The following is a 17,684-nucleotide window of genomic DNA, read 5'->3' as shown; positions in this document are numbered from 1 at the left end:
CGACGTCCCGTGGGACGATGGGTAGCGATGTCTGAAACGAACACAACCTCCGTCCCCCAGCAGGGCGGGCCGGCCCGGGACCCTGCTGCCCCGCGGAGCGGCTCCACCGCCCGCTCCAGCGCGATCATGGCTGCAGGAACCCTGGTCTCGCGGATCCTCGGCCTGGTCCGCGTGGCGCTGCTCGCGACCGCGATCGGGGCGACGGGGCAGGTCTCGGATCTCTTCACCTCCGCGAACAACCTGCCGAACTTCCTCTACCTGATGCTCGCAGGCGGCGTCTTCAACGCCGTCCTGGTGCCGCAGATCATCCGCGCCAGCAGGCAGCCCGACCGGGGAGCGGACTACGTCAGCCGGCTGCTCACCCTGGCTGCCGCCGGCCTGCTCGTGCTGACGGTGCTCGTGACGCTCGCAGCGCCCGTCATCGTCGGCCTGACGACGAGTGTCACGGGCGCGAGCCTCGCCCTCACCACGGCCTTCGCGTACTGGTGCCTGCCGCAGATCTTCTTCTACGGGATGTACGCCGTGACCGGCCAGATCCTGAACGCCAACGGGTCCTTCGGTCCGTACATGTGGGCGCCGGTCGTCAACAACGTCGTGTCCATCGCCTTCCTCACGACATTCATCCTGCTCATGGGGAGTGAGCAGACAGAACGGCACAGCCCCGAGACGTGGACGTCGGGGCAGACGATGCTGCTGGCCGGCGGAACGACCCTGGGCATCGTCATCCAGGCCCTCGTGCTGTTCCTCCCCCTCAAGCGCCTTCAGCTCGGGCTCCGGCCCAAGTTCGGTGTGCGCGGAACAGGACTCGGACGCACAGGAAAGCTCGCGTCCGTCACCATCGTCACGATGCTCATCGGCAACGGTCTATACCTCCTGAACCAGCGCGTCGCGACCATCGCCTCCGAAGCCCGCCCCCGGCTCCTCGCACAGGACCCGCCCGTGCAGATCGCGGGCCTCACCAACCTGGAGTTCGGCGCGATGGTGTACCAGTTGCCGCACTCGGTCATCGCGCTGTCCCTGGCGACGGTCATGTTCAACCAGTTGTCCTCGGCGCATGCGGACAACAACCTCGCTGCGGTCCGGGCGACCCTCTCCCAGGGCCTGCGGATCATCGGTGTCGCAACCGTCTTCGGCGCGGCCGCCCTGCTCACCTTCGCCGGCCCGTTGGGCATGCTGTTCAGTGAATCCGCGGAGAGCGCCGCGATCAACGGCGTCATCATCGCGATCCTCGCCGTCGGAGCACCCTTCCTCAGCGCGAGCTTCTTCCTGAACCGCGTCTTCTACGCGAGTGAGGACGTCCGCTCGCCCCTTCGGATCCAGTTGATCCTGTCCGTCGTCGGCGTGGTGCTCGCACTCACCGCCGGCACGTTCGAACCCCGGCTCATCGTGCCGATGCTGGCCGTCTCGTACTCGCTGGGCAATGTGATCGCCGTCGTGGTCAGCCACATCGTCCTGACCCGCAAGATCGGTCCGTACGGTGCAGGGCACGTCTTCGATGTCCATGTACGGCTCACCATCGCCGGCATCGCCGCAGCGATCGCCGGAACGGCACTGTGCTGGGCGTTCGGCGGATATGACGCCGACGGCTTCCTCTGGCAGTCCAAATTCGACGCCGTCCTCGTGCTCGCGATCGGTGGAATCACCATGTCCGCCGTGTACCTGGCGATGCTGAAACTGCTCAAAATCACCGAACTGGACGAGTTCGTGAAGCCGCTGCTCGCAAGATTCCGACGGAGCGGCGCCTGACCTGCCAGCCGGGTTATGGGCTGACCGACCGGTAGCATGGATAGAAATCAGCCAGGGTTCGCCGGGAGGAACACGTGCCAGAAGCAGTAGACGTCGGTTCAGTGCTGGGCGGCCGCTACAAAGTGACCGCCTACGTACTGGCATCTGCTGAGAAGGACCTCGTGCTCGACGGCGTCGACCAGGTGCTCAACCGGCCGGTCAGCATCCTCGTCGCATCAGCCGGCAACGCCTCCCAGGTGGCCGCGAGCGCGCGTGACCTGGCGACGGGTGACAGGACCGGGAACATCCAGGTCCTCGATCTCGGCATCTCCGAGTCCGATACCTACCTGGTGACCAACCGCGCCCCGGCCGCCGACATGCTCGACCTGATCGTGCAGCAGGATGCTCCCGCACCCGAGGCTCCGTACATTGAGCCGTTCTTCACCGACACCCTCGGTTCCGAGATCTTCGGCGGGCCGCGCTCGACGGAGCCGGAAACCTACGACGATCATTACGAGGAGTACGAGGAGTACGACGACGGGCGGCAGCATCGGGCCTCCCGCTTCGCCGGACTGGCGCGGCGATTCGGGCGGCGAGGCTCCGGGGACGACCAGCGGGACGACACCTCGGATGTTCCTCCCGCCGCAGCCGAGCAGGCCCCGGTCCGCCAGCACTCCCACCTCGTTCCGCCGCCGCCCAGCCAGCGACCCTCGGGTGCATCGGCTGCATCTACCACCTCATCCACCACCTCGCCTGGTCAGTCGGATGTCGAGCCGCGGGACGAGTCGTATGTGCAGCCGCATGTCCAGTCGCGGGACGAGTCGCGGGACGAGTCGCATGTCCAGCCGCGGGACGAGTCGCGGGACGAGTCGCATGTCCAGCCGCGGGACGAGTCGCGCGAGCACGACGGCACAGACCAGGGAGGGCCGGCGGCCGCAACAGGAGCCGTCATCGTCGGAGCGGCAGGGGCCGGAGCGGCGGCGTCCCGGCACCCGGAACGGGCGGCATCGCGTTTCCCGGTGTCCGACTACGACGATGACGATTCCCACTCGGCCGACGGCCCTGATGGCTACGACGACGACGACAGCAAGGGCCGCAACTTCACCCGTATGCTCGTCGGCGCGGTTCTCTCCATCGTGCTGGTGGTCGCCGTCGTTCTTGCGGCCACGCAACTCGGTTCCCTCTTCAGTGGGACCCCCGTCGCCGACAGCGAGACCCAGCAGGCCACTGGTGACCCCTCAGCGGAGGATGCAACCACGGCACCGACGACGGCCACAGCCGAGCCGACAGCCGAAGCCGTAGCGCCTGTGATCACGGGAATCACCCGCGTGGTCCCGGACAACCAGGCCCTTGATGCAGCGAATGACGTGAACCTGCCCCTGATCATCGACGGGAACACCGCGTCGTTCTGGGGCAACCAGGTCTATGCCAGCGACACCTTCGGTGGTCTTGCCACCAGCCTCGCCCTCGTCGTCGAGCTCGAACAGGAATCGACCATCTCCGAGGTCTCCATCGCCCAGCTCAATGGCGCCGGCGGCAGTTTCTCGGTGCTCATCAATGACGAGCCGACGGTGGAGGGCGCGGAACAGATCGCGCAGGGTGGATTCACTGCGCCCACGATGACCCTTCCGATCCCTGAAGGCGCGGACGGGCCGCGGACGGCGCGTTACGTCATCGTCGACTTCACACAGCTCCCCAGGCTCTCGAGCATCGACGCACAGTACCCGTTCGGTCTTCGCATCGCGGAGATCAGCGTCACCTAGCCGCACAGCGCCAGCTCAGCGGCAGCCCAGGGCCACCGAGGCGGGGCGCGGACTTGCAGGGACGGAATAACTCCACGTGCGGTTCCGTTGTGGAAGTGTCCGCGGATAAGCCCGACTCGGCCGTATCAGCGTATGAGAAGACAGAAAGGTCTTTCGAGAACGTGACAACCCAAACCGATGTCCAACTGGACACCCCCACCGCAGATACCTCCGGCAGCGAACCGAAGATCCACGACGTGATCATCGTCGGATCTGGACCCTCCGGTTACACGGCGGCGGTCTACACCGCACGGGCGAACCTCAAACCCGTCATGATCGCTAGCTCGGTGAAGGCCGGCGGTGAGCTGATGAACACCACCGATGTCGAGAACTTCCCCGGGTTCCCGGAAGGCGTCATGGGCCCGGACCTGATGGAACAGTTCGAGAAGCAGGCGCGGCGCTTCGGTACCGAGATCCTCTTCGAGGATGTCGTGTCGGCCGAGCTGTCCGGCGAGATCAAGAAGCTCACCATCGCCACGGGTGAGGAATTCCTCGCCCGCGCCGTCATCATCTCGACAGGATCCGAATACCGGGAGATCGGGCTCGAGGACGAGAAGCGGCTTTCGGGCCACGGCGTCAGCTGGTGTGCAACGTGTGATGGTTTCTTCTTCCGGGACCAGGACATCGCAGTCGTCGGCGGCGGTGACTCGGCGATGGAGGAAGCCCTCTTCCTGACGAAGTTCGCCCGTTCCGTCACTGTCATCCACCGCCGCGATACCCTGCGTGCTTCCAAGATCATGCAGGACCGTGCTTTCGCCCACGAGAAGATCCGCTTCCTCTGGAACTCGGAAGTGGTAGGCATCCACGGAACCGACAAGGTCACCGGCGTGAAGCTCGCGAGCACCGTCGACGGCACCACGAGCGATCTCGACGTCACCGGCATCTTCGTTGCCATCGGCAATGATCCACGCGTCGACCTGGTCAGGGACCAGCTCGAACTCACCAGCGAGGGAACCATCGCTGTCCTGGGTCGCACCTCCAAGACCTCGCTCCCCGGCGTCTTCGCTGCCGGCGATGTCATCGATCCCACCTACCGGCAGGCGATCACGGCGTCGGGTAGCGGCTGTGTTGCGGCGCTGGACGTCGAACACTACCTGGCCGACACCGTCAGCGCCTCCCAGACGGCGGCACGCGTTCCTACCCCTCCGGCCGAGGCTGTTTCCGAGACCGCGTCTTTCTGATCCACCAACCACAAGGAGTATTGCAATGAGCAACGCAAAGGATGTGACGGACGCGTCGTTCGACGCCGACGTCCTGAAGGCCAGCAAGCCCGTCATCGTCGATTTCTGGGCCGAGTGGTGCGGACCCTGCCGCATGCTGTCGCCGATCCTGGATGACATCGCGGCCGAGCACGCCGAGAAGGTCGATGTCGTGAAGGTGAACGTCGACGACAACCCCGCTATCGCAGCCAAGTACGGCATCACGTCGATTCCCGCCGTGTACGTCTTCCAGGGTGGCGAGGTGGCAGCGACCTCCATCGGCGCAAAGCCTAAGCAGGTACTTGAGCAGGAATTCGCAGCCTTCATCAACTGATCCGAGTTTGATGCAGAAGGACCCGACGGATTCCGTCGGGTCCTTCTGCGTTGGGGCTTCGCTCGGCACAACATGAGGCAGCAACGCGTGAAGCGAGTTGTTCAAGAGTGACGTCGGGTAGCGAAAGCTCGATGCCGTCCAGTCACCCGGCTGCTCAGCCTTCGACCGTTTCACGTAAAACGGGACCGGAGGGAGCACCCTTGCGCTGGCGGGCGGAATTCGCCGGCGTTCGTCAGCGGGTTGACCGGTCCAGCCGCAAGGTCCTCCCGCCCGAGCGTCAGCACGATGAACAGCTGAGCGTCAGCACGACTAACCGGCGGAACCGCTGAGCGGCACCGGCCCGCGGTGCGTCGCTGGCCGACGCACCAGGACCCTCCGCTCGGAATGCCGACGGCGACCAGGACAGGAGATCAGCCGGCCTGGACGTCAGGCGACTGCCGCTCGTGTGCTGTCGTGGCGCGGGCACAGGCCGAACCCACTTAGGCGCCGGGACTGCGGACACAAGCCGCCCGACGATCCGAGATGGAGCCGAGCGCCCATCGGAACAATCTCACCTTTGCGGCCTCCCGAGGACCCTCTGCGCCCCCGCCGTTTCACGTGAAACCCTCCATGGTCCATGTATGAACGCCCCTCAGGAGCGCGTGAGGAACTAGCCCCGCCCATCTATCGCTCCAAGGCCGTGCATGCTCGCTCTCGGCAGGTGGGTGCCTACCGGCACCTCCGACTCGCGGCGTTTCGGCATCACAATGAGCATCCGGCCCAGGCAACGCCCCGCTCCGCACCGCTCCGCGAAAGCGTCCCAACACCGCACGCATAGGGCGGCCGTCCCGAAACGCCTCCCAGGCTCGTCTCCACCCTCGCCGGCCAAAGCCCCGAGCACGCGCCGCCTGCTCACCTCAGCCCTGTTGGATCACGCGACCAGGGCTCAGATACGGTTCATCCCAGCTCCGTCGAAACGACAGAGGAATGCCTGCTGGGTCATTGGAAGAATCAGAAGCACAAGGCATGAGGGGACCAGACGTAGCAGCCCCTCTCAGGCGCTACTCCTCGGTCCAACGTGCTCGACAGTGGCACCATCGCCAGGAACACCAGCAAAAGAAGCAGGGAGGTCTGATCCCGGCCGTGTTTCACGTGAAACGTCAGTGCGGAGACGGCGTGCTGGCTGGTAGTACCGAGGTGGAGGGTGACGATGACCAACTCCGCTTTCGATAAAGCTGCTTCCGGGCATTACCAGCACCACCATCTCCGTGAGCGCCCGGCCCACAGCGGCTAGTCTTTCACGTGGAACCAGCACCGCGGGTACCAGCCACATGGAGCCGACATCACGCTCCACCGCCCGCCCTTGTTGAGGCGCTGCTTCCGTCCTCCGTAGTGGCGAGCGTAAGAAGGTAGGACTCGGCAGACAGGGTCGAACCCATCCGGGCCAAGGTTTGTGCGACTGGTGGAGCTGTGGAGTCTCCTGTGCCGGTTCTACAGGCTCCATGGCCGATCCGCCTTGCCCGAGACATTCAGCCAATCGGCAAGCACAGAAGCGACGTACACTAGTCGTTCGCCGGTAGTCGTCGCTCTACCCGCTTGGGCCGCCCCACGGCTCGCTCCACGAGCGCCACCCAGCGATAAGAGCGCCACCCCGCGTCGCATTGTCGACGGCGGACGTTTGTGACGACAAGAAGCGAAACGACGCGCGTGACGGAGGGACCCTCCCTGCTGCGTCTACTGGCGCTGATCGCGTTACCGCCAGATGCGCGGACGACGCGGAGCGCCCGGATTTGCGTCCGATCCCCGTTGCTGCAGGAAATAGGGACCGCGAGGAACGATTGCCCGAGGGAAGCCGTCGAAGCCTGACTGCCGGTCGCCCCGCCGAGGGCCCGCGTTGACCTGCCCTCCAACGATTCGTCGTTTCTCGCGCTAGTCGGAAACCGGCTGAAATCGTCGGGTGCACACGTGGACCTGTTTCACGTGAAACAGCGGGGCAGCGCAGCTGCCCAGAAAGCGCCATCACCGGGGCTGACCCGTTCCGACCAGCTCATGACCTTCAGACCTACCGAAGTGCAATGACCGTCCATTCTCCAAGCCTTCACGACCCGTATGGGTGGTCGGCAGGGCCCGAAAGGAGAAAGCGAACCCGCGAGGCGCTGTCCCGGCACGGCGCAGAGCCATGGAAGACAGGAGTAAAGAAAAACCGGGCCTGGTTTCACGTGAAACCAGACCCGGCAATTGAAGAAGCTGTCCGCGGCTAATCCGTCTTCGGGGACAGGACGCCGATTATCCGGTTCAGGTCATCGACGCTGGCGAATTCGATGCTGACGCGGCCCTTCTTGGCGCCGAGGGTGATCTTGACGTTGGTGTCGAGCCGGTCGGACAGAGAGGTGGCCAGGTAGTCGAGCCGCTCGTGTCGCGCACCGTCGCGTGGGGTGGCCGACTTCGTCGCCCTCCGGAGGCCCCCGCTCAAAGCGACAACCTCCTCCGTCGATCGCACAGACAAACCCTCGGCGACGATCCTCTGCGCGAGCTTCTCCATGTCGGCAGCGTCGTTCAGTCCCAGGAGGGCGCGCGCGTGGCCGGCGGAAATGACGCCTGCCGCTACACGGCGCTGAACCAGCGGCGGAAGCTTCATCAGCCGAAGAGTGTTGGAGATTTGAGGCCGGGAACGACCAAGGCGCCCCGCCAGCTCGTCATGCGAGCAGCCGAAGTCGTCCAGCAGCTGCTGGTACGCCGCCGCTTCCTCGAGCGGATTGAGAGCACTCCGGTGAAGGTTCTCAAGGAGAGCGTCACGCAGCAGGTCGTCGTCGAGCGTCGAGCGGATGATCGCAGGAATGGTGGCCATTCCCGCTTCCCGGGAGGCCCGCCACCTCCGTTCGCCCATCACGAGCTCATAGGGAGCACCCCCACTCTCCTGCGAGGGTCGGACGACCACGGGCTGGAGCACGCCGATCTCACGGATCGAGTGGACCAGTTCGGCGAGCTCGTCCTCGTTGAACTCGACGCGGGGCTGTTTCCGGTTCGGGTGGATGCTTTCGAGGGGGAGATCTGCGAAAGTGGCTCCCGGCACCTCGACGAGCCCCTCCGAAGCGGTCGCGCTGACCGACGACGGGGAGGTGAGCGCCGTTTCACGTGAAACGGCGGGGTGTACATCTCCTTCGGATGCTCCCTGAGACGCCCGACTCGCATCCGTTGTACTGGTCGAGTCGATATTTGCGGGCCCGTCGGCCGGTGCCTCGTCAGCGTCCGCAGATCGGGCTTCAACAACCTTTTCGCCACCAGCAAGCGCGTCGGTGGTCCTTGGGGTGGGACCGACGCGTTCCTCAGCGGCGATCGGAGAGGGCGCAGGCACGCCGGGGCCGTCCTCGTCCGTCCCATTGGAGCCGACTTCCGCCTCCGCGGCGGGGGCTGCTGCCGGGTCCGCGGCGGGCAGCGTGGCAGGCTCCGCCTTCGGTTTGCCGCCCTTCGCTCCGTCGACCGCCGCACTCTTGCGGCCGGAACCGGTCTTGGCAACGCGCTTGGTTTGAGCTTCGAGCACGTTCCTGTTGATACCGCTCCTCAGCGCGGACGAGTAGGAACGTGGCTGCTCGGCCACGTCCTCCTCGGTGACGCGCTCGAAGAAGAGGTCCACGGGCCTTCCGCCCGCCTTCCGCGACACCTCGGTGGCACTGTTCCCGGACCGGTCCGGCTTGGCCACCTCGGCTTCAGGCCGCGTCTGCTCGGGAATCTCGTCGGCGGGAGCACTGGGGATGAGCGCCCCCAGCCCTCGGCCGAGACCGCGCCGCTTTTCCGCCATGTTCTTCCTTCCAGAGTGTGGAGCAACGCTCCACCGCTACATCTTTCGGGTCCGCCTGGACCGATACGCCCGGCCGCTATGGCCGGGAAGCTATTTCAGCTGCCGCTTCCTGGTAGGACAGGGCACCGCTCGAGGAGGGATCGTACGTCATGACCGTCTGCTGGTAACTGGGCGCTTCGGAGATCCGCACGGAACGCGGCACGACTGCCTTCAGCACCTGCTGGGGGAAGTGTTCACGTACCTCGGCAGCCACCTGCGCGGCGAGGTTGGTCCTGCCGTCGTACATCGTCAGCAGGATGGTGGAAACCGTGAGGTCCGAATTCAGGTGCTTCTGGATCATTTCGATGTTCTTCAGCAGCTGGCTCAATCCCTCGAGCGCGTAGTACTCACACTGGATCGGGATGAGAACTTCCTTCGCAGCGACGAAGGCATTGACCGTCAGCAGACCGAGGCTCGGAGGGCAGTCGATGAACACGAAGTCCAGGCGCGGTTCCCCCTTCTCTTCGCGCTGCTTCGCATACACATCGATCGCACGGCGGAGCCGCTGCTCGCGGGCGACTAGTGACACGAGTTCTATCTCGGCGCCGGCCAGGTGGATCGTCGCGGGAGCACAGATCAGGTTCGGAACATCCGGACAGGGCGCTACGACGTCAGCAAGGGGAACATCGTCGATGAGTACGTCGTAGATCGAGTCGACGTCGGCATGGTGGTCGATGTTGAGCGCCGTCGAGGCATTGCCCTGCGGGTCGATATCGATGACGAGCACCTGCAGCCCGGCAGTGGCGAGGGCTGCGGCGATGTTGACCGTCGTCGTCGTCTTCCCCACGCCACCCTTCTGGTTGCTGATGGTCATGATCCGGGTGTTCTTCGGCTTCGGAAGCTCCTTGCCCAACAGCTTCTCCCGGCGTTTGGCTTCCCTCGCGAGTTCACGGCCGAGCGGCGACGAGTCGTCCATCGTATCGATGACACTCCTACCCTTGCCCGTCTTCTTCGCAGCCGGAGCTTCCACCGCATCGGAAACAGCCGCCGGTGTTTCACGTGAAACAACGCCAACAGTGGGATTCGCAACCTCTACAGGTTGCCTTACGCTTAGGCCGTCTGCGATGGGCTGTCGGGGCACCAGAAGGGACTCGGACTTCTTCGCGGGGGCGTCCTTGATGGTCACTCAGTAACTCACTCTCACATGCCAGACGTCGTTATCTACAAGGGTAGCCGGAAGTGGGGGGAGGATTGGGACGAGGGTGCTGCGTCCGTCGGACGGACGACTCAGGCGGCGCGGACCGGAATACGGACCACCGTCGTTGGTTCCTCGAGGACACCAGCACCGGCCGTGAGGATCTCCGCTGCTCCGCCGCCCAGCTTCCGGATGAGCTTGCGCGCCTTCTCGATCTCCTCGGCAGCGCTGCGACCCTTGATGGCGAGTACTTCCCCGCCCGGCTTCGCCAGGGGAATGGTCCAGCCGGCGAGGGTGGTGAGAGCCGAGACGGCGCGCGCCGTCACGTAGTCTCCTCGGACCTCTCCCACCACTTGCTCCGCGCGGGCCCGGTGCACTGACACGTTCGGCAGTGCGAGGTCGTCGACCACTTCGTTCAACCAGATGACCCTGCGCTCCAGTGGCTCCACAAGATGCAGGTGCAGGTCCGGCCGGGCGATGGCGATCGCCAGTCCCGGAAGCCCGGCGCCGCTGCCGACGTCGACAACCGTTGCGTCCCGCCTCATCAATTCAGAGACGACGGCGCAGTTCAGAACGTGCCGGCCCCAGAGTCGGGGGACCTCCCGGGGTCCGAGCAGACCCCGTTCGATGCCGCTGGTCGCCAGGTGCCGGACGAACCCGCGGGCAAGGTCCAGCTGACCACCGAACACGGTGGTCGCGGCAGCCAGTTCCTCCGCCGTCGGCTCCGGAGGAGCACTGGCAGTCGAGGACGGAACCTCAGTCATCACTGGGGGAAACAACGATGTGCCGCGACGGACCCTCGCCCTCGGACTCGCTCACGAAGCCCAGGTCCGCAACCACGTCGTGGACGATCTTCCGCTCGTAGGCAGACATGGGAGGCAAAGCCACGTCCTCACCCGATTCCTTGACGGTGTCGACGGCGTCCTGGGCGATCTTCGCCAGCTCGCGCCCGCGACGGTCACGATAGCCGTCGACGTCCAGCACCAGCCGCGAACGGGTGTCCGTTGCGGTCAGCACGCTCAGGCGGGTGAGTTCCTGCAGTGCCTCGAGCACCTCTCCGTCACGCCCGACGAGCGAGCTGAGCCCGGAGTCGGACGCGTCCTCGGAAACGATCGAGATGTAGGTTCGCCCGCTGCGGACCTCGATATCGATGTCTCCATCGATGTCCGCGATATCGAGGAGTTCCTCGAGGTAGTCCGCGGCGACGTCGCCCTCTTCATCCAGCCTCGCCGCCTTGCTGCTCCCTGTTCCCGTCTCAACATCGTCGTTGGACTCGGGGGTGTTGATCTCGGGCGTCTGCTCTTCGTTGTCTACCGTCATCGCTTCTTCCTCTTCTTGCGCTGGGGCTGGACGCGCTGGCCCCGGGGCTCTGAAACCGCTTCGATCGCCGGCTCGGTCTTCCGCTCACCGAGGAGCGGAACCATGGGCAGGCCCTTCTTGGCGCGCCTCTCGGCGAGTGCCTTCGCTGCCGGGGACCCGGGCGTGGGCATCTTGCGGATGACGTAGAACTGCTGCGCCATGGTCCACACGTTGGTGGTGGTCCAGTACACGAGGACACCGATCGGGAAGTTGATACCGCCGATGCCGAACACCAGGGGAAGGATGTACAGCATGATCTTCTGCTGACGCATGAAGGGGCTCTGCATCGCCTCTTCGGACATGTTCTTCGCCATGATCTGCTTCTGCGTCACGAACTGGGACGCCGTCATCGCGACGATCATGAGCAGGGACAGGATGATGACGCTGATGTTGCCATTGGCGCCGAAGCTGCCCAGGAAGGTCGACGAGAGGGGAGCGCCGAAGATCGTCGCGGCGTCGAACTGGCGCACCGACTCCACCTGCAGCGCACCGATACTCACGCCCTCCTCGCTGGCGCGCGAAACACCGTTCAGCACACGGAAGAGGGAGAAGAAGAACGGCATCTGGATGAGGATCGGCAGGCAGGCGGCGAAGGGGTTGGTCCCATGCTTCTTGTACAGCGCCATCTGCTCCTGCGTCATGGCCTGGCGCGAGAGCTGGTCCGTCTTGCCCTTGTACTTCTGCTGGAGTTTCCGGAGATCCGGCTGCAGCGCCTGCATGCCGCGCTGCGCCTTGATCTGCTTCACGAAGACGGGGATCAGTGCCGTCCGGATGACGACGACGAGGCCGATGATGGAAAGAGTCCAGGTCCAGCCCGAAGCAGGGTCCATCCCCAGGAAGGAGAAGCCCTCATGGAACAGGAACATGATCCATGAAACGAGCCACTCGAAAGGGAAGAGTACGGTCCCTAGGAAATCCATTGTCAGTTTGCTCCTCGAGCCGCAGGGCGGCTTTCGTCATCGTCCGGAATCACCGGGTGGTTCAACACAACTATCGACGGCAGTCTCCCCTCGGGAAAACTCCTGCCACCCCCTGGGACGTGGTCCACGCCGCCGTCGTTCCAGGGATGGCACCGGACCAGCCGCCTGGCCGCGAGCCACGAACCGCGAACGACCCCATGGACCGTCACCGCCTCGAGCGCATAGGCCGAACAGCTCGGGTAGAACCGGCACACCTGCCCGTACAGCGGAGAGACGACCTTGCGGTACGCGATCAGGAACCCGATCACGGCCAGGCGAGGCAACCCCATGAGGAAGGCCGGCACACGGACAGCGATGCTGCTCACGATACTCTGCCTTCCCTTTCCGGTGCGTCGGAGCGCTCCAGCCTGCGGGCAACCGCAGCCAGGCAGCTCGTGAAGTCCTTCTGCAGGGCCGGCCAGTCGCTGTCCGCGGCCGGTGGGAGCGCGCGGACGACGACGTCGTACCCGTGGGGGTGCGCAGCGACCCACTCCGCCGAAGCGTGGCGAAGCCTCCGTTTAACGAGGTTGCGGGTGACAGCGTTCCCTACGTTTTTGCCGACGATGAAGCCGACCCGGGAGGGTGCGGAGTCCGAGGTTCTGGACCCATATAGCACGACGTTCCGGCGCCCTGACCGGGCACCGGAACGTACGGTACGTGCAAAATCCGCTGCCGTTCGCACCCTGTGGATCATCGGAAGCACTACGGGTTCCTGTTCATTGCTGAGGGAAGGAACCCCGTGCCGGCGCGATCACCCGAAGGACGCATGGCGTGGGAGGAACCGCTTATGCCGAGAGTTCGGTACGGCCCTTGCCGCGGCGCGCCGACAGGATGGCACGACCAGCGCGGGTGCGCATGCGAAGGCGGAAACCGTGCTTCTTGGCACGACGGCGGTTATTCGGCTGAAAAGTCCGCTTGCTCACTGTAGTTACTCCAGAACGATCTTGAGATGCGTCCGGCCCATTGCAACAAGGGGGAAGAACAGACTGACGCGATGAAGGTGTACATCCGACATTCGCGTTGGAGCTGTCACATCCCGAGGCCTCTTAGTACCCGGAAACATCTGTGATGGCATGCGAAATGCAGACATGTTGGACTACATAACGTTAGGGGACGCGGCGGAGGGGCGTCAAACTCGCCCGTCGCCGGCCTGTGGGCTACTTTTCCACGGGCCTGTGGACAACCGGCGCTCGAATCACACTACACGCATCGCCGGAGGGACCGGATGGGACCCCTTCCAGCCCCCGTCCTGCCGCGCCAGCCCGCTATCTTCTGTAGTTCTCATCCTCTACTCTTGGCTCTGGTCCGTTTATCCACGGCTTGTGTACAACTCTGTGGAGAACGGACCTTTTCGAGCGCGGGCAGCACAGCTAAGAGGGGTTCTTGTGGGAACAGATGAGGTAAACGACGTCGGGAGTTCCTGGCGTAAAGTCATCCGGACCCTCGAGCAGGACGATCGCGTCACCCCGCGCCAGCGCGGATTCATGGTGCTGGCACAGGCCCAGGGCCTCATCGGAACGACCATGCTCATCGCCGTTCCCAACGAACTGACGCGCGAAGTCCTGCAGACCCAGCTCAAGTCCGCCCTGGACGAGGCCCTGCGCGACGTGTTCCGTGAGGACATCCAGTGCGCCTTCGTGATCGACCCCGAACTGACCCCTGTGGCGGAGGAGGCTCCCGAGCAGGAACCCGAGCAGGTCTCGCCGGAACCCAAGGGCGAGGCCAAGCCTTCCCCTACCCCGCCCAGCAACTCCCACGAATTCGGCCGGCTCAATCCCAAGTACATCTTCGACACCTTCGTCATCGGGTCCTCGAACCGCTTCGCCCACGCGGCGGCAGTCGCGGTGGCCGAAGCGCCGGCGAAGGCCTACAACCCGCTCTTCATCTACGGCGACTCCGGGCTCGGCAAGACCCACCTGCTGCACGCCATCGGTCACTACGCCCGGCATCTCTACACCGGGATCCGTGTCCGGTACGTGAACTCCGAGGAGTTCACCAACGACTTCATCAACTCGATCCGCGACGATGAGGGCTCGAGCTTCAAGCAGACCTACCGCAACGTCGACATCCTGCTGATCGACGACATCCAGTTCCTCTCCGGCAAGGACCGGACCATGGAAGAGTTCTTCCACACCTTCAATGCGCTGCACAACCACAACAAGCAGGTGGTCATCACCTCCGACATGCCGCCCAAGCAGCTGATCGGGTTCGAGGAGCGCATGCGGTCCCGGTTCGAGTGGGGCCTCCTGACGGACATCCAGCCGCCCGAACTGGAGACCCGCATCGCGATCCTCCGCAAGAAGGCGATCAGCGACAGCCTGAGCGCACCCGACGACGTCCTCGAGTACATCGCCTCGAAGATCGCGACCAATATCCGGGAACTGGAGGGGGCGTTGATCAGGGTCACGGCCTTCGCCAGCCTCAATCGCCAGACGGTCGACGTGAACCTGGCGGAGATCGTGCTGAAGGACCTGATCTCCGACGACGGGGCGCAGGAGATCACGTCCACCGTGATCATGGCGCAGACCGCGGACTACTTCCAGATCAGCATGGAAGAGCTGTGCAGCAAGTCGCGCACGAGGACGCTCGTCACCGCCCGGCAGATCGCCATGTACCTGTGCCGGGAGCTCACCGACATGTCCCTCCCAAAGATCGGGCAGGAGCTCGGCGGCCGTGACCACACCACCGTCATCCACGCGGACCGGAAGATCCGCGAGCTCATGGCCGAGAGGCGCGCGATCTTCAACCAGGTCACCGAGCTAACCAACCGCATCAAGCACAAGCAGCGCGAAGCCTGACAGCGACCGGACCCTGTGTTTCACCGGTGTAATTAACAGGTGTGGACACAGCTGTGGATAACCGGGGGAACATCGGCACCCAACCTGAGGAAAAACCCCCTGCAGCCTGTGGATCCGCGGAATGACAAGGATTTTCCCCACAACCGCCTGCAGGGGGCCGTCGTCCGAACGCACACGTTGTCCACAGGGCAAATCCGCGGAAGCGCGCCGACCAGTGGACTTATCCACAGAATCCACAGCAGTTATTAACACTACGAACCTTAAACTTCAAAAGTTCGTCAAATAACATTCCACGTTCCGTCCGACCCGTTCCCCGCCTCCCCGGACCTGCTTCGCAGCTCCGCTATCCGGCTAAGCTGTTCCCCAGTAGGGTTGTAGTTCCCCGTGCCCGGGCATCTCCGTGCATGACATGCGACCCACCATCCGCCGGCTTCGCCGGTGGCTGTTTTTTTGGAAGGCGGCACTGCTCCGTGAAATTCAGAGTCGAGCGGGATGTACTTGCGGAGGCTGTGTCCTGGACCGCCCGTTCCCTGTCACCCCGTCCGCCCGTACCGGTCCTCGCCGGACTGCTCATCCGGGCCGAGGGTGGTTCACTGAGCCTCGCGAGCTTCGACTACGAGATCTCCGCGCGCCTCGAGATCGCGGCGGACGTCCTGGAGGAAGGCACGATCCTCGTATCGGGCCGCCTGCTCGCCGACATCTGCCGCAGTCTTCCCTCCGCTCCGGTCGAGGTAGCCACCGATGGATCGAAAGTGACCCTGACGTGCCGCAACAGCCGCTTCAACCTCGCGACCATGCCCGAGGGCGAGTACCCGGAGCTACCCAAACTCCCCGCGGTCAGTGGCGTCGTCGACGGTGATGCCTTCTCCCAGGCCGTCTCGCAGGTCATCATCGCCGCGAGCCGCGACGACACCCTGCCGATCCTGACCGGTGTCCGCATGGAGATCGAGGATGACCTGATCACCCTGCTCGCCACCGACCGGTACCGGCTCGCCCTGCGCGAGGTCTCCTGGAAACCGTCGACGCCCGGAATCTCGACCAGCGCACTGGTCAAGGCCAAGACGCTCAACGAGGTCGCGAAGACGCTCGGCGGCGCAGGAGACCTGAACATCGCGTTCTCGGACGACTCCGAGCTGATCGGTTTCGAATCAGGTGGCCGCCGCACCACGTCCCTGCTCGTGGACGGCGACTACCCCAAGATCCGGTCGCTCTTCCCAGAGAACACCCCGATCCATGCCACCGTCCAGACGAGCATGCTCGTCGAGGCGGTTCGTCGTGTGTCGCTCGTCGCCGAACGCAACACTCCCGTGCGTCTGGCCTTCACCGAGGGACAGGTGACCCTCGACGCCGGTACGGGCGAGGACGCCCAGGCCTCCGAAGCCATCGAGGCGACGCTGGACGGCGACGACATCACGGTCGCCTTCAACCCCCACTACCTGAGCGAGGGACTCGGAGCCTTCAGCAGCCCGTACGTCCGGTTCTCCTTTACCTCACCTCCCAAGCCCGCGGTGATGTCGGCGCAGGATGACGCGTCGGGCGAGGACAGGGAAGACTACAAGTACCTGCTGATGCCCGTGCGGCTTCCCAACCAGTAGCCCCCGCGGCAGGTACACCCGGCCGGCCGGACCGCCCGCCGGACCCATCGTCAGAAAGAGAAGCTCATGCATATCGGCCTCATTGGACTCGGAAAAATGGGATTCAACATGAGGGAGCGACTCCGCCAGAACGGCATCGAGGTCACCGGTTTCGACCGCAACCCCGAGCGCACCGATGTTTCGAGCCTCGATGAACTGGTCGCCGCGCTTCCGGCTCCGCGCATCGTCTGGGTGATGGTGCCCGCAGGCCAGGTCACCGACGCCGTCGTGAAGGACCTCTCCGAGCTCCTCGCCGAAGGCGACCTGGTGATCGACGGAGGCAACTCCAAGTTCACCGATGACCAGATCCACGCCACCCTGCTGGCCCAGAAGGGCGTCCGATTCCTCGACTGCGGCGTCTCAGGCGGAGTCTGGGGACTCGAGAACGGCTACGGCCTCATGGCGGGCGGCAGTTCCGAGGATGTCGACCTCGCGATGCCGGTCTTCGACGCACTGCGCCCGGAGGGCGAGCGCGCTGAGAGCTTCGTGCACGTGGGCGACGTGGGGGCGGGCCACTACGCCAAGATGGTGCACAACGGTATCGAGTACGGACTGATGCAGTCCTATGCCGAGGGCTACGAACTCCTCGAGGCCAAGGACATCGTCAAGGACGTCCACGGAACCTTCGCCGCCTGGCAGAAGGGGACCGTCGTCCGTTCCTGGCTGCTGGACCTCGTCGTCAAGGCGCTGCAGGAGGACCCCGGACTGTCGAAGATCGCGGGCTACGTCGAGGATTCCGGGGAGGGTCGGTGGACCGTCGAGGAGGCGATCGCCAACTCGGTGCCGGCTCCGGCCATCACAGCGGCACTGTTCGCCCGGTTCGCCTCGCGCCAGGACGATTCCCCGTCGATGAAGATGGTGGCGGCGCTTCGCAACCAGTTCGGCGGCCACGCAGTGAAACCGGCTCAGGAGAAGTAAGTGG

At 64.7% G+C, this 17,684-nt stretch carries 15 protein-coding genes; 7 read left to right on the top strand and 8 right to left on the bottom strand.

Features of this window, described 5'->3' with window-relative positions:
• Positions 1–27: 27 nt before the first annotated feature.
• The 4 genes from murJ to trxA all read left to right on the top strand — a co-directional run bounded on the left by murJ (position 28) and on the right by trxA (position 5,060).
• Positions 28–1,746, top strand: a complete 1,719-nt coding sequence (murJ, locus tag P5G52_RS02920; RefSeq protein WP_301224505.1) for a murein biosynthesis integral membrane protein MurJ — start codon at positions 28–30, stop codon at positions 1,744–1,746.
• Positions 1,747–1,820: 74 nt separating this feature from the next.
• Positions 1,821–3,488 carry an ABC transporter substrate-binding protein gene (locus P5G52_RS02915; RefSeq protein ID WP_301224503.1) on the top strand — a complete coding sequence of 556 codons (1,668 nt, stop codon included), beginning with the start codon at positions 1,821–1,823 and terminating at the stop codon, positions 3,486–3,488.
• 185 nt (positions 3,489–3,673) lie between these two features.
• A complete protein-coding gene (gene trxB, locus P5G52_RS02910; protein WP_301228629.1) occupies positions 3,674–4,708 on the top strand; it encodes a thioredoxin-disulfide reductase in 1,035 nt (344 codons plus the stop codon).
• Positions 4,709–4,733: 25 nt separating this feature from the next.
• Positions 4,734–5,060, top strand: coding sequence for a thioredoxin (gene trxA, locus P5G52_RS02905; RefSeq protein WP_301224501.1), 327 nt, complete (start codon positions 4,734–4,736; stop codon positions 5,058–5,060).
• Positions 5,061–7,296: 2,236 nt separating this feature from the next.
• Here the strand turns inward: trxA and P5G52_RS02900 are convergent.
• The 8 genes from P5G52_RS02900 to rpmH form a co-directional block, all read right to left on the bottom strand.
• Positions 7,297–8,475 (bottom strand): ParB/RepB/Spo0J family partition protein, encoded by a 1,179-nt coding sequence (locus P5G52_RS02900; protein ID WP_435868690.1) that lies wholly within the window; start codon positions 8,473–8,475, stop codon positions 7,297–7,299.
• A gap of 439 nt (positions 8,476–8,914) precedes the next feature.
• Positions 8,915–9,847 (bottom strand): ParA family protein, encoded by a 933-nt coding sequence (locus P5G52_RS02895; RefSeq protein WP_301224499.1) that lies wholly within the window; start codon positions 9,845–9,847, stop codon positions 8,915–8,917.
• A 257-nt stretch (positions 9,848–10,104) separates the two neighbouring features.
• The gene (gene rsmG / locus P5G52_RS02890) at positions 10,105–10,776 is read right to left on the bottom strand and encodes a 16S rRNA (guanine(527)-N(7))-methyltransferase RsmG (protein ID WP_301224497.1); all 672 of its coding nucleotides are present in this window, start codon (positions 10,774–10,776) and stop codon (positions 10,105–10,107) included.
• Complete coding sequence (locus P5G52_RS02885) at positions 10,769–11,332, bottom strand: Jag family protein (protein WP_301224495.1); 564 nt, start codon at positions 11,330–11,332, stop codon at positions 10,769–10,771. The genes rsmG and P5G52_RS02885 overlap by 8 nt, the downstream gene beginning before the upstream one ends.
• Entirely contained in the window at positions 11,329–12,291 is a 963-nt protein-coding gene (gene yidC, locus P5G52_RS02880; protein ID WP_301224493.1) for a membrane protein insertase YidC, read from the bottom strand. The genes P5G52_RS02885 and yidC overlap by 4 nt, the downstream gene beginning before the upstream one ends.
• Positions 12,292–12,293: 2 nt before the next feature.
• Positions 12,294–12,620 (bottom strand): membrane protein insertion efficiency factor YidD, encoded by a 327-nt coding sequence (gene yidD / locus P5G52_RS02875; RefSeq protein ID WP_301228625.1) that lies wholly within the window; start codon positions 12,618–12,620, stop codon positions 12,294–12,296.
• A 32-nt stretch (positions 12,621–12,652) separates the two neighbouring features.
• The gene (gene rnpA, locus P5G52_RS02870; protein WP_301228623.1) at positions 12,653–13,024 is read right to left on the bottom strand and encodes a ribonuclease P protein component; all 372 of its coding nucleotides are present in this window, start codon (positions 13,022–13,024) and stop codon (positions 12,653–12,655) included.
• A 91-nt stretch (positions 13,025–13,115) separates the two neighbouring features.
• Positions 13,116–13,253 carry a 50S ribosomal protein L34 gene (gene rpmH / locus P5G52_RS02865; RefSeq protein WP_022892375.1) on the bottom strand — a complete coding sequence of 46 codons (138 nt, stop codon included), beginning with the start codon at positions 13,251–13,253 and terminating at the stop codon, positions 13,116–13,118.
• 462 nt (positions 13,254–13,715) lie between these two features.
• Between rpmH and dnaA the strand changes: the two genes are divergently transcribed.
• The 3 genes from dnaA (at position 13,716) to gnd (ending at position 17,680) form a co-directional block, all read left to right on the top strand.
• Positions 13,716–15,128 (top strand): chromosomal replication initiator protein DnaA, encoded by a 1,413-nt coding sequence (gene dnaA, locus P5G52_RS02860; RefSeq protein WP_301224491.1) that lies wholly within the window; start codon positions 13,716–13,718, stop codon positions 15,126–15,128.
• 470 nt (positions 15,129–15,598) lie between these two features.
• Positions 15,599–16,723 carry a DNA polymerase III subunit beta gene (dnaN, locus tag P5G52_RS02855; protein WP_301224489.1) on the top strand — a complete coding sequence of 375 codons (1,125 nt, stop codon included), beginning with the start codon at positions 15,599–15,601 and terminating at the stop codon, positions 16,721–16,723.
• Positions 16,724–16,789: 66 nt separating this feature from the next.
• Positions 16,790–17,680, top strand: coding sequence for a phosphogluconate dehydrogenase (NAD(+)-dependent, decarboxylating) (gene gnd, locus P5G52_RS02850; RefSeq protein ID WP_301224487.1), 891 nt, complete (start codon positions 16,790–16,792; stop codon positions 17,678–17,680).
• Positions 17,681–17,684: the final 4 nt, after the last annotated feature.

The sequence above is a fragment of the Arthrobacter burdickii genome (genome assembly GCF_030433645.1).
Lineage (GTDB): Bacteria > Actinomycetota > Actinomycetes > Actinomycetales > Micrococcaceae > Arthrobacter_D > Arthrobacter_D burdickii.
Note: the sequence above shows the minus strand (reverse complement) of the source record. Positions and strands in the feature narration are given on the sequence as shown.